Genomic DNA, 26687 nt, shown 5'->3' with positions numbered 1-26687 from the left:
GAGATGTCGATCGACACCCGCCCCATGGCGCGCCCCACGTCGCCCGCGACCCGAAGCCGGCAGGCCGCCGCCCGGCGCCGCAGGAAGTGGGGCAACCCACTGGCCGGCCTGGGCTCGTTGGTCTGGCTCGTGCTTGTGCTCGTCCCGCTCTACACGCTGATCTCCTCGTCGCTCATGCACCAGGACGAGGCGCTCAACGGCGATCCGCTGGCCGTCCCGACCAGCCCCACACTCGACAACTACCGCACCGTGCTGGACAGCGGCTTCTCCACGATGCTCACCAACACCGCGATCGTCGCGGTGTCCACCGTGGCCATCGTGCTCGTGCTCGCGGTGCCCGTCGCCTATGTCGCGGTAAGGACCCGGAGCCGGCTCTCCTCGCTCGCCTTCCGGACCTTCCTGCTCGGTGTCGCGATCCCCGCGCAGGCGGTGATCGTGCCGCTCTACCTGCTGATCAGCAAGATGGGCCTGTACGACAGCCTGCCGGCGATCATCCTGCCGACCGCGGCGTTCGCGATGCCGGTCGCGGTGCTGATCCTCAGCGGCACCATGCGCGACGTCTCCGAGGAGATGTACGAGGCGATGGCGCTCGACGGTGCCACGCCGCTGCGGATGCTGTGGCAGCTGGCGATCCCGATGTCCAAGGGGGGCATCAGCACCGTGGCCATCTACACGGCCCTCCAGGCGTGGAACGGCTTCCTGTTCCCGCTGATCCTGACCCAGTCGGAGGAGAACCGCGTGCTGACGCTGGGTCTCTTCAACTTCATGTCCCAGTTCGGGATGAACATCCCTGCCGTGCTGGCCGCGATCGTGCTCTCCGTCGTGCCCATCTTCGCTGTGTACCTCGTGGCACGGAAGGCACTGGTCAACGGACTGATGGGGGTGGGCGGCAAGTAGCGCCTCCATGCCGCCCGTACCACCGCACTCTTGAGAGGAACCCCTGCCGCCATGGCAATCCCCCCTGTCCCGCACGCCCGCAGGACCGAAGCGGCACCGGCCGTCGACGGCCCCTGGCGCGATCCCTCCCTCACCCCGGAGGAGCGGGTGGCCGACCTGGTCCCCCGGATGACCCTGGAGGAGAAGGCCGCTCAGCTGTACGGAATCTGGGTGGGCGCCGACGCCGACGGCGACGGGGTCGCCCCGCACCAGAACGACATGGTCGACCCGGTGGACTGGGACGACCTGACGACCCGTGGCCTCGGTCAGCTCACCCGGCCGTTCGGCACCGCCCCCGTCGATCCCGGCGTCGGCGCCCTCGCCCTGGCCCGCGCCCAGGCCCGGATCGCCGAGGCCGGCCGCTTCGGCATCCCGGCTCTCGCCCACGAGGAGTGCCTGGCCGGCTTCACCGCCTGGGGTGCCACCGCCTACCCCGTACCCCTGTCGTGGGGCGCGGCCTGGAACCCGGAGCTGGTCACCGGGATGGCCCACCGGATCGGCGCCGACATGCGCGCCGTCGGCGTCCACCAGGGGCTGGCGCCCGTCCTGGACGTGGTGCGCGACCTGCGCTGGGGCCGGGTCGAGGAGACCATCGGCGAGGACCCCTATCTGGTGGCCACCATCGGCACCGCGTACGTCCGTGGACTGGAGTCCGCCGGGATCATCTCCACGCTCAAGCACTTCGCGGGTTACGCGGCCTCGGCCGGCGCCCGCAATCTCTCGCCGGTGCGGGCCGGGGCCCGTGAGATGGCGGACGTGATCCTGCCGCCCTTCGAGATGGCCCTGCTGGAGGGCGGGGCGCGTTCGGTGATGCACTCGTACGCCGAGATCGACGGCGTGCCCGCGGCCGCCGACCCGGCCCTGCTCACCGGCCTCCTCAGGGACACCTGGGGGTTCACCGGGACCGTCGTCGCCGACTACTTCGGCATCGGCTTCCTGGAGACCCTGCACAAGGTCGCCGCCGACCGTGCGGACGCCGCCCGGCTCGCCCTCGGAGCCGGCGTCGACGTGGAACTGCCCACCGTCCGCAGTTACGGCGACGTCCTCGTCGCCGCCGTGCGGGACGGGGCGGTGGACGAGGCGCTCGTCGACCGCGCCCTGCACCGCGTCCTGCTCCAGAAGTGCGAACTCGGACTGCTCGACCCGGACTGGTCGCCGCTGCCCACCGCGCTGAAGGGGGCCGACCCGGAGGAGGCCCGCGACACCGTCGACCTCGACCCGCCGGAGAACCGGGCCCTGGCCCGGGAGCTCGCCGAGCAGGCCTGTGTGCTGCTCGCCAACCCCGGCGGCACCCTGCCGCTGAGGGACACCGGGCGGATCGCCGTGGTCGGGCCCCGTGCGGACGACGCGCTGGCCATGCTCGGCTGCTACTCCTTCCCCAGCCACGTCGGCGTCTCGCACCCCGAGTTCGACATGGGGATCGACGTGCCGACGGTGCTGGAGTCGCTGCGCGGGGAGTTCCCCGGCTCCGGCGTCGACTTCGCCGCCGGCTGCGAGGTGGACGGCACGGACACCTCCGGGATCGCGGATGCCGTCCGCCTGGCCGGGGACGCCGATGTCTGCGTCGCCGTGCTCGGTGACCGGGCCGGTCTCTTCGGCCGCGGCACGTCCGGCGAGGGCTGCGACGCGGCCGATCTGTCGCTGCCCGGTGTACAGGGCGAGCTTCTCGACGCCCTGCTGGCCACCGGTACCCCGGTGGTCCTGGTGCTGCTGACGGGCCGCCCGTACGGGCTGGGACGCTGGGCGGACCGGGCGGCAGCCGTCGTGCAGGCCTTCTTCCCGGGTGAGGAGGGCGGTCCGGCGCTGGCCGGGGTGCTCTCCGGCCGGGTCAACCCCTCCGGCCGGCTGCCGGTGTGCGTGCCCCGGGGGCCGGGCGGTCAGCCATGGACGTATCTGCAGCCGCCGCTGGGGCTGGTGAGCGGGGTCAGCAACCTGGACCCGACACCGCTCTACCCCTTCGGGCACGGCCTGTCGTACACGACCTTCGACTGGGAGCAGGGCGATCCCGACCCGGCCGGAATTCCGACCGACGGCTCCACCGACATCGAGGTCACGGTCCGCAACACCGGGGAGCGGGAGGGCGCCGAAGTGGTGCAGCTCTACCTCCACGACCCGGTTGCCCAGACCACCAGGCCGCAGGCACGGCTGATCGGCTACGCCAAGGTCCCGCTCGCCGCCGGCGCGGCCGCCCGGGTCCGGTTCCGCTTCCACGCGGATCTGGCGTCCTTCACCGGCATCGGCGGCCGTCGCGTCGTCGAGCCCGGCGAGCTCGAACTGCGGCTCGCCGCCTCCAGCGACGCAGCCGGGATCCGCCGGACCCTGCGGCTCCGGCTCACCGGCCCCGAGCGCATCGTCGACCACCGGCGACGGCTGGTCTGCGGCACCTCGGTCGAGCCCGTACCCGTACCCGTACCCGTACCGGTGCCTGCCGCGCGCTGACCGGCACCGCCCGCACAGCCGCACCATCCCCTTCGTGAACCTCCCCGCTGCCCGAGCGGCTTCCCCGCCGGATGCGGGGAGGTTCACGAAACTTTCGAAGCATCTTCATCGAACGCGCGTCGATCCCGGCACCCGGTTCCGCGGAAGCCGCGCACATCAGCAAGGGATATGTCATGCGCAAGACAATTCAGGCTGTCGTGATCGGCACCTCCGCCGCGGCCCTGCTCGTCACCTCCTTCACCCTCAGTGCCTCGGCCGCGCCGGAACACCCCGGCTCCCACGGGAAGCCCCGGCCCCCCGTCGCAGACACCCTGGGCAGCCTCGGCGAGCGGGCCGGCGTGCGCATCGGAACGGCGGTCGACATGGCGGCTCTGGCCGCCGACGCGCCCTACCGGGCGAAGGCGGCGAACGAGTTCACCTCCGTCACCCCCGAGAACGTCATGAAGTGGGAGGCCGTCGAGAAGGAGCGGGGCACCTACGACTGGGCCGCCGCGGACGAACTGGTCGACTTCGCCCGAGCCAACGGGCAGCTGGTGCGCGGCCACACCCTGCTCTGGCACAACCAGCTGCCGGCCTGGCTCACCGAGGGCGACTTCAGCGCCGACGAGCTGCGCGCCATCCTGCGCAAGCACGTCACCGACGAGGCCGGCCACTTCAAGGGCCGGATCTGGCAGTGGGACGTCGTCAACGAGGCCTTCAACGACGACGGCACCCTGCGCGACAGCATCTGGCTGCGGAAGCTCGGCCCCGGCTACATAGCGGACGCCTTCCGCTGGGCCCACCGGGCGGACCCCAAGGCCAAGCTGTTCATCAACGACTACAACATCGAAGGCGTCAACGCGAAGAGCACCGCGCTCCACGACCTGGTCGTGGAGCTGCGCAAGCAGCGCGTGCCGATCGACGGCGTCGGCATCCAGGGACACCTCTCCGTCCAGTACGACGCCCCGCACGACATCGCCGACAACATGAAGCGGTTCGACGACCTCGGTCTGGAGACCGCGATCACCGAGGCCGACGTCCGCATCCCGATGCCCTCCGACAGCACCGAGCGGGAGGCCCAGGCCGAGGGCTACGACGTGCTGCTGCGGGGCTGCCTGCTCACCCGGCACTGCACCGACTTCACCGTGTGGGGCTTCACCGACAAGTACTCCTGGGTGCCCTCCACCTTCGAGGGTGAGGGCGCGGCCAACCTCTTCGACGAGAACTACGCGGCCAAGCCCGCGTACAAGGCCCTGACCCAGGACCTGAAGCTCGCCGCGGGCCGGAACTGACGAGGAAACGACGACCGCGGGTACGTCCCGCCCCGGAGGGCTGTTCCGGGCAGCCATCCGTCCAATTTGTCATGAGCGTGAGCAAATAGGAGAGCAGCATGGACGACAACGTCCCGCAACACACCGGCCGCAGAGCGGTGCTGGGGCTCGGACTGGGCCTCACCGCACTCACCGCGACACCCCTCGGCTCCCTCCTCGGCCTGTCCGCCGGGGCATCCGCGACCGGGGGCGGCCTCGCGCTGCGGCCGACGGACCCCGGTGCGTACATCTCGTTCACGTCCCGGCGCGGCGGCTTCGCACTGGTCAGGAACGGGCGTGCGGCCCCGATCCTGGTCAGCGACCGCGACTGGGCCGGTGTCGTCCGCGTGGCGGGGGACCTGCGGAGCGACATCGAACGGGTCACCGGCGTCCGTCCCGCGCTCTCGCGCGGCGCGGCGCCCAAGGGGCGCGAGATCACCATCATCGGGACCGTGGGACGCAGCCCGCTGATCGACGGACTCGTCGCCCGGGGCAAGCTCGACGTCTCCACGATCCGGGGCAAGTGGGAGACCAGCCTCCAGACCGTCGTCGACGAGCCGCTGCCCGGGGTGGACCGCGCATTCGTGATCGCGGGCAGCGACCAGCGGGGCACGATCTTCGGTACCTACGACGTCTCGCGCGGGATCGGTGTCTCGCCCTGGTACTGGTGGGACGACGTGGTTCCCGTGCAACGGGACGAGATCCATGTGCTGCCCGGCCGGCACACCCAGGGCACCCCGGCGGTGAAGTACCGCGGCTTCTTCGTCAACGACGAGAACCCGGCGCTCGGCACCTGGGCTCCCGCCTACTTCGGCCCAGGCAAGGCGCCGGGTTTCGAGGGCGGGTTCAACGCCGACTTCTACGCCAGGATCTTCGAGGTCATGCTCCGGCTCAAGGCCAACTACCTGTGGCCTGCCGTCTGGGGGCGCGCGTTCGCCGAGGACGACCCGCTCAACCACGCCACCGCCAAGGCGTACGGCGTCGTCATGGGCACCTCGCACGAGGCCCCCATGATGCGCGGCATCGAGGAGTGGAACCGCCACGCGGTCGCGGCTGTGCGCGACAGCTCGGGCACCGTCACCACCCCCGGCCACGACCCCTACGGCGGTACCGGCGAGTGGTCCTTCCGCCGCAACGCCGAGGCGATCAAGGCCTACTGGGCCGACGGCATCCGGCGGATGAAGGACGAGGACTTCGAGGGCGTCGTCACCCTCGGCATGCGCGGCAACGGCGACGTCGGCCTCCCCGACGGCGACGGCATCGAGCTGATGACCGAGATCATCGCCACCCAGCGGCAGATCCTGGCCGAGGTCTCCGGCAGGGACGTCACCACCATTCCGCAGGTCTGGACGCTCTACAAGGAGGTCCAGCGCTACTGGGACCGCGGGCTGCGGGTCCCCGACGACGTCACGGTGGTGCTCACCGACGACAACTGGGCCAACATCCGCAAGCTCCCCGACCTGGAGAACGACGCCCGCGAGGGCGGTTACGGCATGTACTACCACTTCGACTACGTCGGGGTCGGCCGCAACTACAAGTGGGTGGACACCGCCTCCCTGCCCAACATGTGGGACCAGCTCCACCAGTCCGTCGCCTACGGGAACCACGGACTGTGGATCACCAACGTCGGCGACCTCAAGGGCAACGAACTGCCCACGCAGTTCTTCCTCGAGTACGCCTGGAACCCCGGGCGCTGGACCCTGGACCGGCTGCCCGAGTGGGAGGAGGGGTACGCCCGGCAGAACTTCGGGGAGAAGCAGGCGGCCGACGTGGCCGCCGTACTGCGCGCGTACGCCCGGCTCCAGTCGCGGCGCAAGCCCGAGCTCCTGAACCGGAAGATCACCGTCGACGCGGCGAAGGACCCGGCCACGGACAGCTCGGCGATCGTCCACGACGACCGGGCGACGCCGTTCAGCATCGTCGACTACCGCGAACTGGAGCGGGTCACCGAGGAATGGCGGGTGCTCGGGGCCCAGGCCGAACGGGTCGGGCGCCGGCTTCCGGCCTCCGCCCAGGACGCCTGGTACGAGCTGGTCGGCTACGAGGTGCAGGCGACCGCCAATCTGTACGCGCTGCGCGAGGCCGAGTTCACCAACCTGCACTACGCCGCACAGGGCCGGGCCCGCACCAACGTCCTCGCGGCCGCCGCCGAGGCCCGGCTCGCCGATGACCTGGCCCTGGCCGACCGCTTCAACAGCCGGGTCGCGGGCGGCAAGTGGCAGGGCTTCCAGACCCAGCCGCACATCGACTACGGCGACGTGGCCCGCTACGGCCCGAACGCCCCCTGGCAGCAGCCCGAGATCAACAACGTCGCGCTCAAGGACGTGCTCTTCCCGGCGGTCAAGCGCATCGACCTGCCGGCCGGCGCCGAGATGGGCGTGGCCGTGGACGGCTCGGCCGCATGGTGGCCGAACGAGCAGAGCCCGGCCGTGCTGCCGGTCTTCAGCCCGTACCAGAGCCAGCCCGCCCAGTACATCGAGGTGTTCAACCGGGGCGGTGCCCCGTTCGACTACCGCGTGCACACAGGTGTCTCCTGGCTGACCGCCGACCGCGTCCGGGGCCGGGTCGACCAGCAGGACCGGATCACCCTGCGCGTCGACTGGGCCGGGGCTCCGAAGGGGGTCACCGAGGTCCCGGTCACCGTCAGCGGGCCGGACGGGGCGGAGGTGGTCGTCAAGGCGGTCGTCGACCGGCCGGCGCTGTCCCGCTCGCGCCTCGACGGCTTCGTCGAGGCCAACGGGTACGTCTCCGTCGAGGCCGACCACTACAGCCGGGCCGTCGACGGCGGCGGCATCAGCTGGCAGCGCATCCCGGACATCGGCCGGACCGGTGCGGGGATGGAACCCTTCCCGGTCACCGCCGCCCGGCAGACGCCGGGCGGCAACAGCCCGCGGCTGGAGTACCGGGTCAGCCTGTTCACGACCGGCCCGGTCACCGTCCACGCGTATCTGTCGCCCCGCAACAATCCGCTGCCGACCGACGGACTGACGTACGCGGTCTCCTTCGACGACGCCGCACCGCAGCCGGTGAACGTCACCAGGGTGACGGGCGCCGACGACGGCACGATGAACGCGCAGTGGGCCCGCAACACCTCCGACAACGTCAACATCACCAGTACGGTGCACCACATCACGGGCGCCGGTGTGCATGTGCTGAAATTCTGGATGGTCGACCCCACGGTGGTGCTGCAGAACCTGGTGGTCGACACCGGCGGCCTCAAGCCCAGCTACCTGGGCCCGCCGGAGAGCCTCAGGCTGCACTGAGAAGCCCGGGGCCCGGGCAAGGGGAGAGCAGAGCGAATGAAGAGCGGCAACGACGACACCGGTGCGCCGGCCGACCGCCTGGAGATCACCCCCGTCGGTGCGCAGGTCGAGATCAGGGCCGGCACCCCGACGGGAGAGCTCTCGCTGATCTGCACCCCTGCCCGGGCCCGGGAACTGGCCACCGCTCTCGTCCTCGCGGCGGAGGAGGCCGAGTGCGCGCGGTCGGCGGACCCGGTCACGGTCAGGGCGGACGAGCTGCGCCGCGGGGACGTGCGCGACGGCGACCGCGCCATGACCGTGGACGCCGTCCGGACCGACGGTGCCACCACCCACATCACCTGGAAGTCGGGCGCCGGTCGCAGCTGGAACCAGCTCTACGACGCCGACGCCCTCATCACGCTGCGCCGCCGCGGCCGCCGGCCCGGGGCCTGAGCCCGGGGGCCGCCCGCGTTACCGTCCGGGTGCCGCCCCGTCCCGTCGCGCGCCTCCAAGGTGTCGGGCGCACCCTGGAGGGGAGGCTCCGGAGGTGAGCGCCATGACACAGACGGCTGTCGGATGGCACATCGAGCTGGAATTCGAGGAGGACACCCACCGCACCCGCGCGGCCGCGCTCGTGCGGCTCTCCGACGGGAGCGAGGTCCGTGCCCACGGCTATGCCAGCCGCCACCCCTCGGACTCCGAACAGCCCAGGGTGGGCGAGGAGATCGCAGGGGCCCGTGCACTCAACGAACTTGCGATGAAGCTGCTGACCAAGGCCCACGACGAGATCGACGAAGCGTCCGGCCGTACGTCGTACCCGCTGGCCTGAGGGGCGTGGTTCCGAGGCTCCGTTCCGTCTTCTTGTACGAGAGGCGTCGTAATTTGACGGACGTCGTAGTACGGGATGTATCGTACTAGCGATCCTTCCGTACCCGGCGAAACGGAGTCAGTCGTGAGTGCCCTTTTCGAGCCCTTCACCCTGAGGTCGCTTGTCGTGCCCAACCGGGTATGGATGGCACCCATGTGCCAGTACAGCGCCGCTGCGGAGGGGCCCGACGTGGGTGTCCCCACCGACTGGCACTTCGCGCATCTGGCCGCGCGCGCCACCGGCGGCACCGGTCTGATCCTCACCGAGGCGACGGCCGTCAGCCCCGAGGGGCGCATCAGCCCGGCCGACCTCGGCATCTGGAACGACACCCAGGTCGCGGCGTTCCGCCGGATCACGGACTTCGTCCGGGCCCAGGGCGCGGCCGTCGGAATCCAGCTGGCGCACGCCGGCCGTAAGGCGTCCACCGCGGCCCCCTGGACCGGTGGCGGACCCGTCGGCCCCGACGCGCACGGCTGGACGCCGGTCGGCCCCAGCCCGCTGCCCTTCGACACCGGATACCCGGTGCCGCACGAGCTGACCGTCGACGAGATCCAGGCAGTCGTCGCCGACTTCCGCGAGGCCGCGCGCCGCGCGCTCGAAGCGGGCTTCCAGGTCGCCGAGGTGCACGGAGCGCACGGCTATCTCGTCGGTCAGTTCCTCTCGCCGCACAGCAATCACCGCACCGACGAGTACGGCGGCAGCTACGGGAACCGGGTCCGCTTCGCTCTCCAGGTCGTCGATGCCGTACGGGAGGTATGGCCCGATGACCTGCCCGTCTTCTTCCGGATCTCCGCCACGGACTGGCTCACCGAGAACGCCGAGGACGAGCGCGAGGGCTGGACCGCGGACGAGACCGTGCGCCTGGCCGGCGAACTCCGGGCACACGGAGTCGACCTGCTGGACGTCTCCACCGGCGGCAACGCCCCCCGCGCCCGCATCGCGACCGGTCCGGGCTACCAGGTCCCGTTCGCCGAGCGTGTGAAGCGGGAGACCTCGCTTCCCGTCGCGGCCGTCGGCCTCATCACCGACCCGCAGCACGCCGAGAAGATCCTCGCCGAGGGCAGCGCGGACGCCGTGCTCCTCGGGCGCGAACTGCTGCGCAGCCCGTCGTGGGCGCGGGACGCGGCCCGCGAGCTGAGCGGTACCGTGCACGCCCCCGAGCAGTACGGCTACGCGATCTGACCGAACATCCGGAACGCTCCTCCGCCCTTCTCGCCGCTCCCGGCCGGCCGTCCCCCGACGGCCGGTCCGGAGCGCGCGGGGAGGGCGGTTGGGCGCGTGCCGTCCGGATCGCGGCATCCATTCACCGTGCGTTCACCCGGGATGGCGGCTGAGGCATTCCCTCCTGCGCCGCGGGGACCTACGCTCGGCCGCGAATCGATCACTGTTGCCACCGGCCGGACCCCGGCTGGTGACAACGTTGTCCGAACTCCCCGGAAGGTACCGCGACATGCCCCCAAGACCGCTGACCGCGACTCGGCGCCTCGCCGCGCGAACAGCCGCCGTGGTCGTCACAGGCACGCTGGCCGCCGCAGTGCTGCCCCCCGCCGCCGAGGCCGCGGCGCCCGTCATCCGCCCCACCGCCTACGTGGACCCGCTGATCGGCAGCGCCAACGGCGGCAACACCTTTCCCGGTGCCACCCTCCCGTACGGGATGATCGCCTGGTCGCCGACGAGCACCACGGGCGACCAGACCAGCACCGGAGCCGCGAACGGTTACGAGTACGGCGCCACCCGGCTGCGCGGACTGAGTCTCACCCATGTCAACGGCGCCGGATGCAACCCCGGCGCGGCCGGTGACATCCCGGTCATGCCGTTCGTCGGGGACGTCACCTCGTCGCCGTCCGCCGACACCAAGGACGCCGTCTACGCCTCGAACTTCTCGCACGACAACGAGCGCGCCGTCCCGGGCCGTTACACCCTCGGTCTCGACTCCGGTGCCACCGCCGACCTCGCGGTGAGCCGGCGCGCCGGTGTGGCCGACTTCGCCTTCCCGGCCGGCAAACCCGCCAACCTCCTCTTCCGGGTCTCCAACTCGCTCAACGGCAGCGAGGACGCCCAGGTCCTGATCGACACCGCGCACCGCAAGGTCACCGGCTCGGTGCTCACCGGCGCCTTCTGCGGCCGGCGCGCCAACGGCGGTACCAACAACCGCAAGAGCTACTACCGTCTCTACTTCAGCGCCTCCTTCGACCGGGCCTTCTCCTCCACCGGCACGTGGAAGGACGGCACGCTCGCCCCCGGCTCGACCACCGGCAGCGGCGGCGAGGGCTACGCCACCGGAGCGGACCGGGCGGGCCGCGGATCGGGCGGCTGGGTCGGCTTCGACACCACGTCCGACAACGACGTCCACATGCGGATCGGCATCTCCTACGTCAGCCGGGCGGGCGCCGAAGCCAACCTGAAGGCGGAGATCGCCCCGCGTGCGGGGGTGGACGACGTCGCGGCCGCCGCGAGCCGCACCTGGGACCGGGAACTGAACTCCGTACGCACGGGCGGCGGCACCGAGGCCCAGCGCACCACGTTCTACACCGCGCTGTACCACTCCCTGATGCAGCCCAACCTGGTCAGCGACACCGACGGCCGCTACCCGGGCATGGACGGGCGGCCGCACCGGATCGAGCGCGGACAGGGGGCGCAGTACAGCAACTTCTCCGGCTGGGACCAGTACCGGGCCCAGATACAACTGCTCGCCCTCCTCAGACCGGAGATCGCCGGGGACTTCGCCCAGTCGCTGTACAACTTCGCCCGCCAGAACGGCGGCGTGTGGGACCGCTGGGTCCACATCAACGGCGCCACTCATGTCATGACCGGCGATCCCACGGCGGCCACCCTCGCCACGTTCTACGCCATGGGGGTGCGGAACTTCGACTACGAGGGGGCGTACGAGTCGCTGGCGCGTCAGGCGACCGTCCCCGTCGACGACGGGCTCTCGGACGCCGGCTGCCCGGGACAGTGCACCGGGCAGCGGCCCAATCTGGCCCAGTACCTGGAGTCCCACTACGCGCCGCAGGACGTCTGCCACTGCTGGGGCGGCGCAGCCGAGACCCTGGAGGACGCGATCGCCGACGCCGCGCTCGGCCGCTGGGCGCACCTGCTCGGGCGTGACGCGGAGGCCAAGGCGTTCGAGGAGCGCGGTGGCTGGTGGCGCAACGTGTACAACCCCGCAGCCACGGACGGGGCCGGCACCGACGGCTACATCCAGGCCCGCAACCTCGACGGCTCCTGGGTCACGCCGTTCGGCCCGGGCAGTGACCGCGGCTTCGCGCAGGGCACCAGCGCCACGTACACCTGGATGGTCCCGCAGGACGTACAGGGTCTCGCCGAGGCGATGGGCGGCCGGGACGTCGCGGCGCGTCGCCTGGACGGCTTCTTCCACAAGGCGGACGGCTCCTGGTCGGTGAAGGGCGGCGACGCGCTGCGCTACGACCCGACGAACGAGCCCGGCATCCACGCCCCTTGGCTCTACAACGCTCTCGGGCAGCCGTGGAAGACCCAGGAGACCGTACGCGAGATCCTGAACACGGTCTACGGCACGGGACCGCGCGGTCTGCCGGGCAATGACGACCTGGGCACCATGTCCGCCTGGTACGTCTTCTCCGCGCTGGGCCTGTACCCGCAGACGCCGGGCGGTGGCGAACTGCTGCTGGGCGCGCCGCTGTTCCCGAAGGCGGTGATCGACCGGCCGCACGGCCGGGACATCACGATCACCGCCCCGGCGGCCGACGCGGCGCATCCGTACGTCGACGCGGTGACGGTCGACGGGCGTGACCACGACCGGTCGTGGACGGACGCGAGCCTGTTGGCCAGGGGCGGGAGGTTGGCTTTCCGGCTTTCCGGGACGGCCGATACCTCGTGGGCCACGGCCCCTGCGGGACTGCCGCAGTAGTCGCACGGTACCTCTGTGCCGGATCCCCGCCCCCGGGCGCGTGGATCCGGCACAGGCTTGGAAGGGGTCCGTCCCGGCTAATTTATATCGTTGAAAATTTCCTGTGCACGACTGTTGTTTTGCGTTTGGTGCTGTGGCTCAATGTTCGATTGTGTGCTGCGCCTCACAGGTTCGAGGCGCTTCAGCTCTCTCGACAGGACGACGCCTTGAGACGACAAATGCCCCGATCCCGTGCCGTGTTCAGGACGGTGGCCTGCGCCGCCGCGCTTCTGATACCCGTCGGCGCCACCCTGGTCCCGGCCGCCGCGGCCACCCCGGCCACAGCTGCCACCACCGCCTCGGCGACCACGTCCGCGTTCGCGGCCGCCGATCCGGCCACCACCGTCCACGGGCTGAAGGGCGAGTACTACAGCATGTCCGCGCCCGGAGCGCGGGACTTCGACAAGCTCGGCGGAGTCGCCCTCGACCCGCAGATCAACTTCCCCGGCCTCACCGGCACGTTCGAGTCCACCACCGGCCGTACCGAGAACACCACCGCCCGCTGGACCGGCAGCATCACTGCCCCCGAGGACGGCGACTACACGTTCGCGGCGAGTGGCGACAACGGCTTCCGGCTCTTCATCGACGGCCAGGTGGTCATCGACCACTGGGAGCCGGACTGGGACAACGAGCAGACCAGCAAGCCGGTCGCGCTCAAGGCCGGTGAGCCGCACACGTTCAAGCTGGAGATGTTCCAGGACACCGGCGGCGCGAACATGTTCCTGCGCTGGTCCAGCCCGACGCTCGCCAGGCAGATCGTGCCCGAGTCGGCCTTCACCCCGCCGGCCGACTTCGAGGTCTACCCCGTCGGACTGAGCGTCGCGGACGACGGTGTGAAGCTCCAGGCGGTCTTCGAGGACGAGGTCAGTGACTTCGCGGCGCTGGGGGACCACCTCACCGTCGAGGCCGACACCTCGCCGATCCCGGTGAAGTCCGTCGCCCGCGTGCCCGGCAACGCCAAGGCGCTGAACGTCACCCTGACCGGGCCCGTGCAGAAGGGCCAGCAGGTCCGGGTCGGGTACGACGGCGAAGCCGGTCTCCGGGTGGGCGGCGAGGCCGTCCCGCAGATCAGCCGCACCGCCACGAACCTGTCCACGCACCGGCTGACCACCACCTGGGGCGACAAGCTCGACCGCAACCACCCGCTGCCCGAGTACCCCCGGCCGCAGCAGGTGCGCGATGCGTGGAAGAACCTCAATGGCCCGTGGGAGTTCGCCGGAGCCGCGGCGGGCGAGCAGCCCGTCTTCGGGAAGACCCTCGGTGAGCGCATCACCGTCCCGTTCCCCGTCGAGTCGCAGCTCTCGGGACTCGAGCGCCACGAAGACCACATGTTCTACCGCAAGCTCGTCACCGTCCCGAAGAACTGGTCCGTAAAGGGCGACAAGGGCGACAAGAGCGGCAAGGCCAACCGGCTGAAGCTCAACTTCGGCGCCGTCGACTACCAGGCCCGTGTCTGGGTCAACGGCAAGCAGGTCGCCGAGCACACCGGCGGCTACACCGCTTTCAGCGCGGACATCACCGACGCCGTCAAGGGCAGCGGCCCGCAGGAGATCGTTGTCGCGGTCACCGACACCACCGGACCCGACCAGCCCACGGGCAAGCAGTCGGCCAGCCCCGGCGGAATCTTCTACACCGCCTCCTCCGGCATCTGGCAGACCGTCTGGATGGAGCCCGTCGCCCCGGCCGCCGTCGACTCCCTGAAGACCACTCCGGACATCGACAAGGGCCGGCTCGCCCTGACCGTCAACTCCTCGGACGCCTCGGACTCCGCCCGGATCACCGCCGTCGCCCGCGACAAGAAGGGCAAGGTCGTCGGCAGGGTCACCGGCCCGGCCAACCGTGAGCTGAGCCTTCCGGTCGCGAAGCAGCATCTGTGGACGCCCGACGACCCGTACCTCTACGACCTGGAGGTCACGCTCAAGGACGGCCGCTCCAAGGACACCGTCGACAGCTACTTCGGTATGCGGTCCTTCGGTGTCGCCGAGGTCGGCGGCTATCAGAAGCTGGTCCTCAACGGGAAGCCGTTCTTCTCCCTCGCCCAGCTCGACCAGGGCTTCTACCCCGACGGCCTGAACACGGCGCCCAGCGACTCCGCCCTGCTCTTCGACCTGAAGACGCAGAAGGACCTGGGCTTCAACTCAGTCCGCAAGCACATCAAGGTCGAGCCCGCGCGCTGGTACTACCACGCCGACCAGCTGGGTCTGCTGGTGTGGCAGGACTTCGTCTCCGGCAACCTCACCGGCGAGAAGGGCCACAAGGCCTTCCTCGACCAGGGCGCCGAGATGATGGAGCAGCTGCACAACTACCCCTCGATCGGTGCCTGGATCGTCTTCAACGAGGGCTGGGGCGAGTGGGACCGCACCGAGACCGGAAAGATCACCGAGGAGGTCCAGGCCGCCGACCCCTCCCGTGTCGTCAACGCCCACAGCGGTGTCAACTGCTGCAACTCCAAGGGTGATTCGGGCAAGGGCGACATCATCGACCACCACGACTACAACAACACCGACCCGGCGTTCCCGGATGACAACCGTGCTGCGATGGACGGTGAGCACGGCGGCTTCACCCTGCGGATGCCCGGCCACATGTGGCCTGGCGCGCCCACCGCGATCTACAGCGGTGTCGCGGACAAGGACGCCCTGACCGCCAAGTACGTGGAGAACACCCGCACCCACTACCTGGAGGCGGCCGGCGCCGAACTCTCCGGCTCCATCTACACCCAGGTGACCGACCTGGAGAACGAGCTCAACGGCCTCTGGACGTACGACCGCCGCGAGATCAAGGTCGATCCGGCCCAGGTCCGCAAGATCAACCGGGAGGTCATCGCCGCCGGTGCGGCCGCCGGCGAGCGGGACGAGATCAAGGGCGGCGGCGTCTGGTCCCTGGACGAGAACGAGGGTGCCAAGGCGGCCGACAGCGGGCCGAACCACAAGGACCTCACCCTCTCCGAGGGAACGTCCTGGGCGCCCGGCGTGCGGGGCTCCGCGCTGAAGTTCAACGGCGAGGGACAGTTCGCGCAGACCGACGGCCCGGTCGTCGACACCACCGGTGACTACACCGTGTCGGCCTGGGCGTCGCTGGACGCCCTTCCCGGCAACTACGCGACCGTCGTCAGCCAGGACGGGCGGCGTCAGGAGAACCCGTTCTACCTTCAGTACGGTCAGGGCGGGTTCGCGTTCTCCACCCCGGGCGCCCACCGTGCCCGGCTGGAGATGAAGCCCGAGCTCGGCCAGTGGTACCACGTGGTCGGCGTACGCAGCGGTGACGAGATCAAGCTGTACGTCGACGGCAGGCTCGCGGCGACCGCGGCAGCCGGGACCGCCGATGTCAGCACCGGTGCGCTGTCCGTGGGCCGCGCCAAGTGGTCCGGTGGGAACACCGACTTCTGGAACGGCTCCGTCGACCAGGTCGCCGTGTACGACCGGGCGCTGACCGGCGACGAGGTGAGCGCGCTGCACGACACCGAGCAGCCGTAGCCACCTGCTGTTCGCGAAGTGGCGAAGAGCTGAATACCCAGCCGCTGCCCGTTGTCGCGCCGTGCGACAACGGGCAGCGGCACCGGTGGAATCGGCAGGCTCCAGCCGGTTCAGCGGGCCGGGCGACGAGGCCGGTCTGCCGGCCCGGACGCGGTTTCCCGTGCTCGCGTCGGCCTGTTCCGCGTCGGCCTGTTCCGCGTCGGCCTGCGCCGTGCCGGAGCGAAGCAACGGCACCCGGGGTGACCGGCGGGTGGTCCAGGAGCAGCCACGAGACCGACGCTGCGACGCGGTCCGGGCTGCTTCAGGCTGCGCGGCGCGTTCAAGCGCTGCCATGCGGTTCAGGCGATGAGCAGGCGGAGGCCGAGATCTGCCGCGTCGAGGTCGGCGAGGCCGCTGTTGCGCTCGTCCCACCGGCCGGAGTCGAGGTCGTCGCGGAGGCTTCGCACCGCCCGCTGCTCGGCCTCCGGCCCGACCCTCGTCCACACCGACATCGCACGGCGTACGTGATCCTCCAGATACGCCCCCGGACGGCGCCAGTACGCCTCGAACAGGCCGTCGGCGCAGTCCCACGGGACGGGCACCGGCTCAGCGCGGGCGCCGATCGCGTCGGCCATCCCGCCGAGCGAGGGAAATTCCGCGAGGACGGCGGCGAACTCGGGCAGGTAGTCGCGGGTGAGCCAGAACCGGTCCTGCCATCCGGGCTCGTCGGTGTCGAACGTGAGCACCACCACGCGGCGGGCCACACGCCTCATCTCGCGCAGCCCCACGATCGGGTCCCCCCAGTGGTGAACCGTGGAGACGGCCATCGCGACGTCGAAGGAACGGTCCTCGAACGGCAGGCCCTCCGCGGCGGCGGCCACGCACGGCGCCGAGCCGGCAGGCCGCTGTCCCCGCATGACCGCCGATGGCTCCACCGCGGTGACGTCGCGGTCGACAGGCTCGTAGGAGCCGGTGCCGGCCCCGACGTTCAGCACCGTCCGCGCGTCCCCGAGCGCGTCCCGGATCTGCGCGGCGATCCGTGGCTCGGTACGCCGTGTCGCCGTGTAGGCGCCGCCGATCGCGTCGTACAGCCGTGCACCGAGCATCCCCAGTTGCTCCTCCGGTGTCACCTTCAGTCCCTTCGCCCGTGCCTCGAGTTCCCTGTCGATGGCCGCCACCACGGCGTCGGCGCGATCGCGCCGCTCCAACTGCAGCCCACGCATCCGACGCAGGTGCGCGATCGTGTCGGTGGAAGGGGCGCCGACCAGTTCCGCGACCTCCCGCAGCGCGAAGCCCAGCCGTCGGTAGGCCAGTACCTCCCGCAGCCGCTCCACGTCGCCCGCCGAATAGGCCCGGTACCCGGCCGGGGTCCGCGCCGACGGCCGCACGAGCTTGATCTCGTCATAGTGATGCAGCGTGCGGACGCTCACGCCTGCCAGCTCGGCCACGCGTCCCACGGTCCAGTGATCATCCACGGCACCGACTATGCAGCCTGACGCCGCGTGAGGGTCAAGAGCCTCAGGGACAGCCCTTAGGGGTGCCGGACATGGCGAAGGCAAGGAGAGAACTCTCTCCTTGCCACTCTCAACATATAGCGCGCCGGGGGGCTTGCCGCAAGGCCCGGGCCATGGCGCAGAATCGTCGGCCGGTGCCACAACCTGCGGAAATCGGAGCGCGACGTGTGTGTGTTGTTGTCGACGTACGGGGGACGCGGTGACGTCGAATCAGTGCGGGGACCGGCAGTGCGGTCGCGCGTGCAAGGGTCGGTGGTCCGGGAACGCGTGCCGCCCGACTTGTCGGAGGTATGGCGACCGGGGACGAGGACGTGCTCGGCAAGAGGCTCGACGGAGTGGGAGGTGCCGGTGATTCGACCGGCCACCGCAGTACGACGGAGCACGGCTGTTTCGGAGGTATCGCAATGACTGAGCAGTACGTGCGGGATCTGGAGGAGGCCGACGAGACGCAGGTCGCGGTCGTCGGCGGCAAGGGCGCGCACCTGGGCGCGCTGTCGCGGATCGACGGCATCCGTGTGCCGGCCGGCTTCTGTGTGACGACGGACGCCTTCCGCCGGATCATTGCGGAAGCGCCGCAGATCGACGACCTGCTGGAGCGGCTGTCGCACGTGGACCCGGACGACCGGGAGGCCATTCGCACGCTCGGCGCGCGGATCCGCCGGACCATCGAGGGGATCACCGTCCCGGACGATCTCGTGGCGGCGATCACCCGTGCGCTGGCCGGACTCGGCGAGCAGGCCGCATATGCCGTCCGGTCCAGCGCCACGGCGGAGGACCTGCCGACGGCCTCCTTCGCCGGCCAGCAGGACACGTACCTGAACGTCGTGGGGCCGGCGGCGATCGTCCAGCACGTCAGCCGGTGCTGGGCCTCTCTGTTCACCGAGCGGGCCGTGACCTACCGCCGGCGCAACGGCATCGACCACCGCACGGTCCACATGGCCGTGGTCGTGCAGCGGATGGTCTTCCCGCAGGCGGCCGGCATCCTGTTCACGGCCGACCCGGTCACGGGCAACCGGACGGTCGCCACCGTGGACGCCGGCTTCGGCCTCGGCGAGGCACTGGTCTCCGGCGTGGTGAACCCGGACGTCTTCAAGGTGCGGCACGGCGAAGTCGTCGCCAGGACGATCGCCGTCAAACAGCGTGCCGTTCACGCCCTGCCGGCCGGCGGCACGCAGGAGGTGGCGATCGACGCGCGGCAGCAGGGGCAGCCGGCGCTGACCGACGCGCAGGTCGTGCGGCTCGTACAGCTCGGAAGGCAGATCGAAGCGCACTTCGGCCGCCCCCAGGACATCGAATGGTGCCTCGCCGACGACGAGTTCCGGATCGTTCAGAGCCGGCCGATCACGACGCTGTTCCCCGTCCCCGAGGCCGGTGACCAGGACAACCACGTCTACGTCTCCGTCGGTCACGGGCAGATGATGACCGACCCCATGAAGCCGCTTGGGTCCTCCATGTGGCAGCTGACGGCCATGGTGGCGATGCACGAGGCCGGCGGGAGGCTGTTCGTCGACGTCACCCGGCGCCTGGCCTCGCCCGCGAGCCGCGCCGGTCTCCTGGACGCCATGGGGAAAGGCGATCCGCTGATCAGGGACGCCCTGGAGACCGTCCTGGACCGCGACGACTTCGTCCCGTCGCTTCCGGACGCGGGGCCCGGCGGGCCGCCTGCCGGCGGTGCGCCCGCCCCGGTCGAGACCGATCCGGCCGTCGTCACCGAGCTGATCGAGCGCAGCCGGGAGTCCGTCGCGGCCCTGGAACGGGACATCCGGACGAGGACCGGACCGGCGCTGTTCGACTTCCTGCTGGAGGCCTTCGACGAGCACAAGCGCGTCCTCGGCGACCCGCTGAGCATGCAAGTGATCATGGCGGGGATGGAGGCCACCTGGTGGCTCAACGACAAGCTGCGGGAGTGGCTGGGCGAGAAGAACGCGGCTGACACGCTCACGCTGTCCGCACCCGACAACATCACCTCGGAGATGGGACTGGCGCTGCTCGATGTCGCGGACGTGATCCGTCCGTATCCGGAAGTGGTTGCGTTCCTCCGGGGCGTCGAGCACGACGGGGACGAAGCCTTCCTGGGCGGACTTGCGAAGTTCGCGGGCGGGACCGGAGCACGCGACGCCATCGAGGCCTATCTCGACCGGTACGGCATGCGCTGCGTCGGCGAGATCGACATCACGAGGCCGCGGTGGCGCGAGCGCCCCGCGACGCTCGTGCCCGTGATCCTCGACAACGTCAGGAACTTCGAGCCGGGCGCCGCCGGGCGGCGCTTCGAGCAGGGGCGGCAGAAGGCACAGGAGAAGGAACAGGACGTGCTGTCACGCTTGAGGGCCCTGCCGGACGGGGACCGGAAAGCGGACGAGACCAAGCGGATGATCGACCGGGTCCGCACCTTCATCGGGTATCGGGAGTACCCGAAGTACGGCATCATCAGCCGCTATTTCCTCTACAAGGAGGCCCTGCTGGCGGAGGCCGACCGCCTCGTGCGGGCCGATGTGCTTCCTGAGAGGGAGGACATCTTCTTCCTCACGTTCCAGGAACTCCATGACGTCGTGCGCTCGAACCGGGCGGACCACCGGCTCATCCAGCAGCGCAAGGACGCGTTCCGTTCGTACCACGCGCTCACCCCGCCCCGGGTGCTCACCTCGGACGGTGAAGCCGTCACCGGGGCGTACCGGCGCGACGACGTGCCGGCCGGCGCCCTGGTCGGTCTGCCGGTTTCCGCCGGGACCGTCGAGGGGCGGGCCCGCGTCATCCTTGACATGGCGGAGGCCGATCTCGAAGCAGGCGACATCCTGGTCACGGCCTTCACGGACCCCAGTTGGTCGCCGCTGTTCGTCGGCATCGCGGGGCTGGTGACGGAGGTCGGCGGCCTGATGACCCATGGTGCGGTGATCGCCCGGGAGTACGGCCTGCCCGCTGTCGTGGGCGTGGAGCAGGCCACCCGGCTGATCCGGGACGGGCAGCGGATCCGTGTGCACGGAACCGACGGATACATCGAGATCCTGCCGTGAGCGACCACATCGGGAGGCCCGTCCGTGGGTCCGGTCACCGGGCAGCGCCGAGAGATCATGACCACCCTCACGACCGCCACCGGCGAGGCGCGCACGACCCGGATTCGCAGCCGGTGCACCCGCATGGCGACCGGGGGCACCGGGACGGCACGGTGTGTGAGGATCGAGGAAGGGGAGGGACGGAGATCCGTCGCCGTGGTGAGGACGACCTGGTCGCATGCGTCGAGGCGCTGGCGACCGTGCACGAGGCGGACCGCTACCCGGCCGAGTGGCCGGCGGATCCGGGACGCTGGCTGACGCCCGACGGCATGCTGGACGCCTGGGTGGTCACGGCCGGCCCGGACGTCCTGGGGCATGTGGCACTGACCCGTACCGACCACGTCCTGGCGGTGCAGGCGGGACTTCCGCCGGAGGAACTGGCCTCGGTGGGCCGGCTGTTCGCCACGGCGTCGGCCCGCCGCCGAGGCGTGGCGCGTGTGCTGCTCGGCACCGCGACGGCGGCTGCGGCAGCCGAGGGCCTGCGACCGGTCCTGGAGGTGGAGGACGGCGGCAGGGCTGCGATCGCCCTCTACGAACGCATGGGCTGGCGCCGTGTCGGCAGCCGCCCGGGCGACTGGACGACGGCCGACGGCCGGACGGCGCTGCTGCACACGTACGTGGCCCCGGCCGGAGCGACGCGGTAGAGCCACGGCCCGGATACGACGCGGGAGCGTCGGGTCCGGGCCGTGGCCGGGGGCAGGTGGCGTCAGGTCACGGCGCCCAGGGTGCCTCCACCGCCCAGGTGGTGTCCTCGGCGAAGGTGGCCGCGTTGTCCCAGGCTTGCGTACCGCCCGCCGTGGCCAGCCACACCTCCGAATCGATGTGGCGCAGATAGCTGCCCGGCAGGTTGGCGCTGGACAGCCGCACCCCTCCCGTGCCGGCGACCGCACACCAGGTGGCGTCGGCCTTGAAGAGCGCCGAGCCGTCGTCGGCGTCGCGCCTGACGCGGAAGTCCCGGTGCCGGAGGTACTCCCCGGGATAGTTGCGGGACTCCAGCGAGTAGCAGCTGCTGTTGGCCAGCCCGGTGACGATCTTCCAGGTGGCGTCGCTCTTCAGCAGCGCACTGCCGGCTCCGTCGACGACCGCGGTGAAGGCGAGTGCGTCCCGGTGGCGCAGGTACTTGTCGGTGTACCCGGGGGTCGTGACCCGGAGGGACTTGTACTGCCCGGTGGGCAGGGTCACCGGTGGGGCGGGGTTCCGAGAGGCGTTGATGAGGGCCTGGTTCGCGGCTCGCACCCGTGTCGTGTCCACCTTGACCACCTGGCGGTCGTAGGTCAGCAGGCCGTTCGCCTCGTTCTCGACGTCGGTGATCTCCGTGTAGACGGAGGCGGAGAGCCCTGCGGGCAGCTGTCCGACACGGATGCTGTCGAGCAGTCCGACGAACCGGTTGTTCAGTGCGGAGACGCTTGCCTGGTCCTCGTAGCTGAAGCCGCCGCCGGGGAACCACTCGTGGCCGGGAACCTTGTGGCCGAGTCCGCCGAACTCGCCGAGGACGGCCGCCCGGGTCGCGGTCGGCGCGGTGTTGCCGGGGCCGACGTAGATGTGGTTGTCGACCACGTCCCCGTTGCCGCCGTCCACCGAGCCGCAGCAGTTGACCCCGCTCATGTTGTTCACCAGCCGCGACGGGTCGTACGTCTTCACCTCGCTGGCGATCCGTGCCTGGTCGTACTGCCCCCAGCCCTCGTTCTGGTCGACCCACATCACCAGCGAGGGCGAGCTGCGGTGCTGGTCGACGACCGCGTGGAACTCGGCCTCCCACTGTGTGCGGGCCGCCGCGTCGGGGCTCTTGCCGGTGTCCATGGCGGGCATGTCCTGCCAGACCAGCAGGCCGAGCTTGTCCGCCCAGTAGAACCAGCGCTGCGGTTCGACCTTGATGTGCTTGCGGACCATGTTGAAGCCGAGGTCCTTGTGCGCCTGGAGATCGGACTTCAGGGCGGCGTCGGTCGGCGCGGTGTAGATGCCGTCCGGCCAGTAGCCCTGGTCCAGGGTGCCGGTCTGGAAGACGAACTTCCCGTTCAGCACCGGGCGCAGGACGTTGTCGACCTTCGCCACGGCGATCGACCGCATGCCCGCGTAACTGCTGGCCGAGTCGGTGACCGTCGACCCGTCGAGCAGCTCCGCCTTCACGTCGTACAGGAACGGGTCGTCCGGGCTCCACAGATGCGCGTTCGGGACCGGAACGGAGATCTCGGATCCGACGGTCCCGGTGGCGGTCCCGACCACGTTGCCGCCGCTGGAGAGGGTTACCCGGGCACCGCGACCGGCCGCGGAGGCGCCCTGCACCTTCACACGCAGGGTGCTGCTGCCGAGGTTCGGTGTCATGTCCAGGCGGGTGATGTGGGCCGCCGCGACCGGTTCGAGCCAGACCGTCTGCCAGATGCCGGAGGCCGCCGTGTAGAAGATGCCGCCGCCGCTGTGCGGCTGGACGTCGTTGATGCGCTGTTTGCCGACGGCCTGGCCGCCGGTCTGCGTCGGGTCGTACACGGAGACCACGACGGTGTTCGACCCGCCGTTGAGCTGCGGGGTGATGTCGTACGCGAACGAGTCGTAGCCCCCCTTGTGCATCCCGGCCTGGGCGCCGTTGACCCACACGGTGGTCTGCCAGTCGGATGCGCCGAAATTGAGGACGACCCGGCGCCCGCTCCAGTCGGCGGGCACGGTGAAGGTGCGCTTGTACCAGAGCTTGTCGTTCTCGGTGATCTTGCGCTGGATGCCGGAGAGGGCGGACTCGGCGACGAACGGCACCCGGATCTGATCGGAGAACGAAGCCGGCTGCCCGGCGTCACGGCCGGTCACCGCGAAGTCCCAGATACCGTTGAGGTTGGCCCAGTCGGGGCGCGTCAGCTGGGGGGCGCGGGTATTCGGGCAGCGGCTTGTCGACGGGGACCTGGCTGGTCCACGGCGTCGTCATGGGAGAGGGCTTGGGGGCCCAGGACGCGGCGCCGGCCTGCGTCGACCCGGCCCCGACCAGCGCGGTGGACACCAGCGCCAGCAGTCCGGTCGTGGCGATCGCGCGTCTCCACCAGGGCCCTCGGCCGGGCGTACGTAAACGGCTCATCGGTCGTCTCCTTCGTTCGGTCGGCCCCCGCATGGGGGAACTCCCCGCGCCGGGCGGTGCGGGGAGCGGTGCGGGATTGCGTGGAACAGTCAGGGGTCAGACGAGTTGCCAGAGGTGGTCGTCGGTGCCGTTGTCGTCGAACTGGACGACGTGGGCGCTGTCGGCGGTGGACATGTTGTCGACGCCGAGGACCTTGCCGGAGTGGCGGTTGCGGATCCGGTACCAGCCGTCGCCCTCGGGGACGAGCTGCCAGTCGTGGTCGTCGGTGCCGTTGTCGTCGAACTGGACGACGTGGGCGCTGTTGGCGGTGGACATGTTGTCGACGCCGAGGACCTTGCCGGAATGGCGGTTGCGGATCCGGTACCAGCGGTCGGAGAGCCAGGGTTCCGCGGCCGGATCGGCCGTGGGGAAGGACGTGATGCGCAGCCGTGCCGCACCCATGGGGACGAGAGTGATCTCCTCCACGGGCTCGGTGCTGCGGGCCGGACCGTCCTGGAGCGGGGCGACGACATGCTCGGCGTCCGCGGTCCATTCCGGGATCCGGCGGGCCTTCGCGGTCATGGTCAGCGGGGTGCCGTCGAGCGTGAAGGGGTTGGCGTCCCTGATATGGCGGACCGTGTGGTGGCGCAGCGAGGAGGCCGGCTTCCGGTCGTCGAGGACGAGCCCGTAGTTCCACGGACTCGTGGCGTGCACCGCGTACTCCGGGAACCGGTCGGTGCCGCCGATGCGCTGGTACTCCTCACCGATCCGCAAGGAGTACGTGAGCGGACCGCGGTCCACGCTCACGGCACCGTGGTTCTGCTCCCAGGTGCGGACCGTGGTCCTCTGCGGGAAGCGGAGGGTCACCTTGTCGCCGTCGGCCCAGGTGCGGTCGACCCGGGTGAAGGCGGGTCCGGCGGGGGCGTCGACCGGAGTCCCGTTGACCGCGATCTCCGGGCTGTCGCACCAGGCGGGAACGCGCATCACCAGCGGGAACCGCAGGCGCTTCGGTGACTTCAGGGTCAGGGTGACCGTGTCCGTGAAGGGGTAGCCGGTCTCCTCCGTGACGGTGACCTCGGTACCGTCCGCGACCTTCGCCGTGACCTCGCAGCTCGCGTACATCGCGGCGGCGAGACCGCCGTCGGGGGTGGCTAGCCACAACTCCTCGACGAAGTAGGGCCAGCCCATGCCGTAGTTGTGCGGACAGCAGCGGTACTGGTCGACGCCGGGCAGGAACGCCTGCATGGCGAAGCCGTTCTGGAACTGCCGGCCGCTCTTGGGCACGTTGTCGAGATCGACGCTGTTGGCGCTGGTGACGTAGTGGACCGCCCTGCCCGACGGGTCGAGCGAGGCGGGCAGCGAGTTGAACGCCAGTTCCTCGCAGCAGTCGGCCCAGAGCGGGTCGCCGGTGATCCGGGTGAGCAGCTGATGGCTGGCCATGAACTCGACGATTCCGCACGTCTCGAAGCCCTGCCGGGGATCGCCGTGCCCGGGGCGCGCGTTCTCGTCCCCGGCGAAGCCGCCGCCGGGGAACTGGCCGTACTGGTCCATGGCCTTGCCGTACGTCCCGTACGTGTTGCGGGTGTCGGCGGCCGAACCGCTGCGCAGCGCGTACTGGGCGGGCTCGCGGAAGCCCTGCGCGATGTTCACGTTGTGCAGGTTGACCAGGTTGTCGCCCCAGTCGGCGCCGTTCGCGTGGATCTTGTCGGCGAGGTCCAGGAGGAAGGCGTCGCCGGTGCGGTTGAAGAGCCAGAAGACGCTGTCCAGGCCGTCGCCCCAGCGCAGCGCGATCCAGCTCGTGTTGAAGGCGCCGGGTCCCTGCGCGTTCATGTACCGGAAGAACCGGCTGAGGAAGGGGATGACACGGGTGTCGCCGGAGTACTCCTGCCAGGAGCGCAGGGCCTGTACCAGCGGCAGGAAGGGCCAGAAGTCCGGGCCGCCGTTCAGGGACGTACGCAGCGGCTTCGGTCCGAAGAAGCCGTCGGACTGCTGGGTGGCGAGAATCGCGTCGAACCAACGGCGCACGGCGGCCAGGGCCTTGGCGTCACCGGTCACGATGGCGAGGTCGGTGTATCCGCGCAGCCAGTACGGGACCTCCTCCCAGCCGCCGAGCTCGGGGCGGACCCACCCGGTCGCGGTGAAGTCCAGGAAGTGCGAGAACTCCTCGTAGCGGCCGCACAATCCGTCCAGCTGGAGCTTCAGCTGTCCGGCCAGCCAGCCGCGCGCGGTGACGCGGCCGGGCGGGAGTCTGAGGAACGCGGTCGGGTGCAGGGGTGCGGCATTGGGGGAGTAGTGGCCGCCGGCGGCCGGTTTCGCCCGGTGCTCGGCCGCGGTCGCCGTGGTGGCCCAGCGGCCGTACGCGGCGGTGGTGGCGGCGACGGTGGCCAGCGCACCGGCCATGAGTTGTCTGCGGTTCAGGGGCATGGAGGGCTCCTGCTCTCGGCCGGCCGTCCGGGGCTCCGGCTCGGGGTCGGCACATGACATGTGCGGGGCTGCCATGACGCCCATCGGCCCCCGGGGCGGATTCCGGACGCGCGCATGGCAAGGCGCGCCGTCGCGACCGGAGGAGTGGCGCGCGACACCGTGCTTGCAACGTTGGAAAAATGGGTACCGGCGGTATGACAGCACGTCGTCAGGCGACTGTCCAGGGGTGCGGCGGCAGCTGGTGGGGCGGGAGCCGGACACGGCGCCGCGTGACTCCGACACATTTTGGAAACGCACCGACAACGCTCTTGCCGCCTGTGCCGCGCCGCCTATATAACGTTGTAAACCGAGCCGCCGAGAGGCCGCGCAGACTCTCACGACCGCAGTTCGTCCAGCTAAGGGCTGTCCCGTAGTCCCTGGCGGGCGCGCGACGACAGCTACGGCACCTCGCCGCGTTGTCGGAACGTCCGAATACATCCAGTATGCGGACGCTCCTCCGCCTTGCGAT

Annotated in this window: 13 protein-coding genes and 1 pseudogene; 11 read left to right on the top strand and 3 right to left on the bottom strand. The window is 70.6% G+C overall.

The features are described from left to right. The first annotated feature begins 3 nt into the window (after positions 1-3). The 9 genes from ABT025_RS26060 (at position 4) to ABT025_RS26020 (ending at position 16175) form a co-directional block, all read left to right on the top strand. Complete coding sequence (locus tag ABT025_RS26060) at positions 4-897, top strand: carbohydrate ABC transporter permease (protein ID WP_350999157.1); 894 nt, start codon at positions 4-6, stop codon at positions 895-897. 51 nt (positions 898-948) lie between these two features. Further along, positions 949-3375 (top strand): beta-xylosidase/alpha-l-arabinosidase, encoded by a 2427-nt coding sequence (locus ABT025_RS26055; RefSeq protein ID WP_350999154.1) that lies wholly within the window; start codon positions 949-951, stop codon positions 3373-3375. 173 nt (positions 3376-3548) lie between these two features. Beyond that, a complete protein-coding gene (locus ABT025_RS26050) occupies positions 3549-4646 on the top strand; it encodes an endo-1,4-beta-xylanase (RefSeq protein WP_350999151.1) in 1098 nt (365 codons plus the stop codon). Positions 4647-4744: 98 nt separating this feature from the next. Continuing rightward, entirely contained in the window at positions 4745-7927 is a 3183-nt protein-coding gene (locus ABT025_RS26045) for a glycosyl hydrolase 115 family protein (RefSeq protein WP_350999149.1), read from the top strand. A 36-nt stretch (positions 7928-7963) separates the two neighbouring features. Then, the gene (locus ABT025_RS26040; RefSeq protein ID WP_350999146.1) at positions 7964-8359 is read left to right on the top strand and encodes a hypothetical protein; all 396 of its coding nucleotides are present in this window, start codon (positions 7964-7966) and stop codon (positions 8357-8359) included. A 103-nt stretch (positions 8360-8462) separates the two neighbouring features. Further along, positions 8463-8735 carry a DUF1876 domain-containing protein gene (locus tag ABT025_RS26035; protein ID WP_350999143.1) on the top strand — a complete coding sequence of 91 codons (273 nt, stop codon included), beginning with the start codon at positions 8463-8465 and terminating at the stop codon, positions 8733-8735. A 123-nt stretch (positions 8736-8858) separates the two neighbouring features. Further along, entirely contained in the window at positions 8859-9956 is a 1098-nt protein-coding gene (locus ABT025_RS26030; protein ID WP_350999140.1) for an NADH:flavin oxidoreductase/NADH oxidase, read from the top strand. A gap of 268 nt (positions 9957-10224) precedes the next feature. Continuing rightward, the gene (locus tag ABT025_RS26025) at positions 10225-12663 is read left to right on the top strand and encodes a GH92 family glycosyl hydrolase (RefSeq protein ID WP_350999133.1); all 2439 of its coding nucleotides are present in this window, start codon (positions 10225-10227) and stop codon (positions 12661-12663) included. Positions 12664-12881: 218 nt separating this feature from the next. Further along, positions 12882-16175: a LamG-like jellyroll fold domain-containing protein gene (locus ABT025_RS26020; RefSeq protein ID WP_350999130.1), complete on the top strand. Its 3294-nt coding sequence runs from the start codon at positions 12882-12884 to the stop codon at positions 16173-16175. 338 nt (positions 16176-16513) lie between these two features. Here the strand turns inward: ABT025_RS26020 and ABT025_RS26015 are convergent, their stop codons facing one another. Beyond that, positions 16514-17611 (bottom strand): MerR family transcriptional regulator, encoded by a 1098-nt coding sequence (locus ABT025_RS26015; RefSeq protein WP_350999223.1) that lies wholly within the window; start codon positions 17609-17611, stop codon positions 16514-16516. Positions 17612-18072: 461 nt separating this feature from the next. On the opposite strand from ABT025_RS26015, the gene rph reads away from it, so the two are divergent. Beyond that, entirely contained in the window at positions 18073-20679 is a 2607-nt protein-coding gene (gene rph / locus ABT025_RS26010; protein WP_350999127.1) for a rifamycin-inactivating phosphotransferase, read from the top strand. Positions 20680-20831: 152 nt separating this feature from the next. Beyond that, positions 20832-21362 (top strand): GNAT family N-acetyltransferase, encoded by a 531-nt coding sequence (locus ABT025_RS26005; protein WP_350999124.1) that lies wholly within the window; start codon positions 20832-20834, stop codon positions 21360-21362. A gap of 67 nt (positions 21363-21429) precedes the next feature. Here ABT025_RS26005 and ABT025_RS26000 read toward each other — a convergent pair. Beyond that, a pseudogene (locus tag ABT025_RS26000) lies at positions 21430-23776 on the bottom strand (AbfB domain-containing protein). A gap of 96 nt (positions 23777-23872) precedes the next feature. After that, positions 23873-26179 carry a beta-L-arabinofuranosidase domain-containing protein gene (locus tag ABT025_RS25995; RefSeq protein WP_350999121.1) on the bottom strand — a complete coding sequence of 769 codons (2307 nt, stop codon included), beginning with the start codon at positions 26177-26179 and terminating at the stop codon, positions 23873-23875. Positions 26180-26687 lie beyond the last annotated feature (508 nt).

Source organism: Streptomyces sp. NPDC002809, assembly GCF_040295435.1.
Classification (GTDB): domain Bacteria; phylum Actinomycetota; class Actinomycetes; order Streptomycetales; family Streptomycetaceae; genus Streptomyces.
The sequence above is the reverse complement of the archived record's forward strand: the minus strand, read 5'-3'. Positions and strand labels throughout refer to the sequence as shown.

Bases quoted from the DNA above. Each gene is read 5' to 3' on its own strand.
- ABT025_RS26025 (WP_350999133.1), top strand. From the start codon at position 10,225: ATGCCCCCAAGACCGCTGACCGCGACTCGGCGCCTCGCCGCGCGAACA.
- ABT025_RS26040 (WP_350999146.1), top strand. From the start codon at position 7,964: ATGAAGAGCGGCAACGACGACACCGGTGCGCCGGCCGACCGCCTGGAG.
- ABT025_RS26060 (WP_350999157.1), top strand. From the start codon at position 4: ATGTCGATCGACACCCGCCCCATGGCGCGCCCCACGTCGCCCGCGACC.
- rph (WP_350999127.1), top strand. From the start codon at position 18,073: ATGACTGAGCAGTACGTGCGGGATCTGGAGGAGGCCGACGAGACGCAG.
- ABT025_RS26050 (WP_350999151.1), top strand. From the start codon at position 3,549: ATGCGCAAGACAATTCAGGCTGTCGTGATCGGCACCTCCGCCGCGGCC.
- ABT025_RS26035 (WP_350999143.1), top strand. From the start codon at position 8,463: ATGACACAGACGGCTGTCGGATGGCACATCGAGCTGGAATTCGAGGAG.
- ABT025_RS25995 (WP_350999121.1), bottom strand. From the start codon at position 26,179: ATGCCCCTGAACCGCAGACAACTCATGGCCGGTGCGCTGGCCACCGTC.
- ABT025_RS26045 (WP_350999149.1), top strand. From the start codon at position 4,745: ATGGACGACAACGTCCCGCAACACACCGGCCGCAGAGCGGTGCTGGGG.
- ABT025_RS26055 (WP_350999154.1), top strand. From the start codon at position 949: ATGGCAATCCCCCCTGTCCCGCACGCCCGCAGGACCGAAGCGGCACCG.
- ABT025_RS26020 (WP_350999130.1), top strand. From the start codon at position 12,882: ATGCCCCGATCCCGTGCCGTGTTCAGGACGGTGGCCTGCGCCGCCGCG.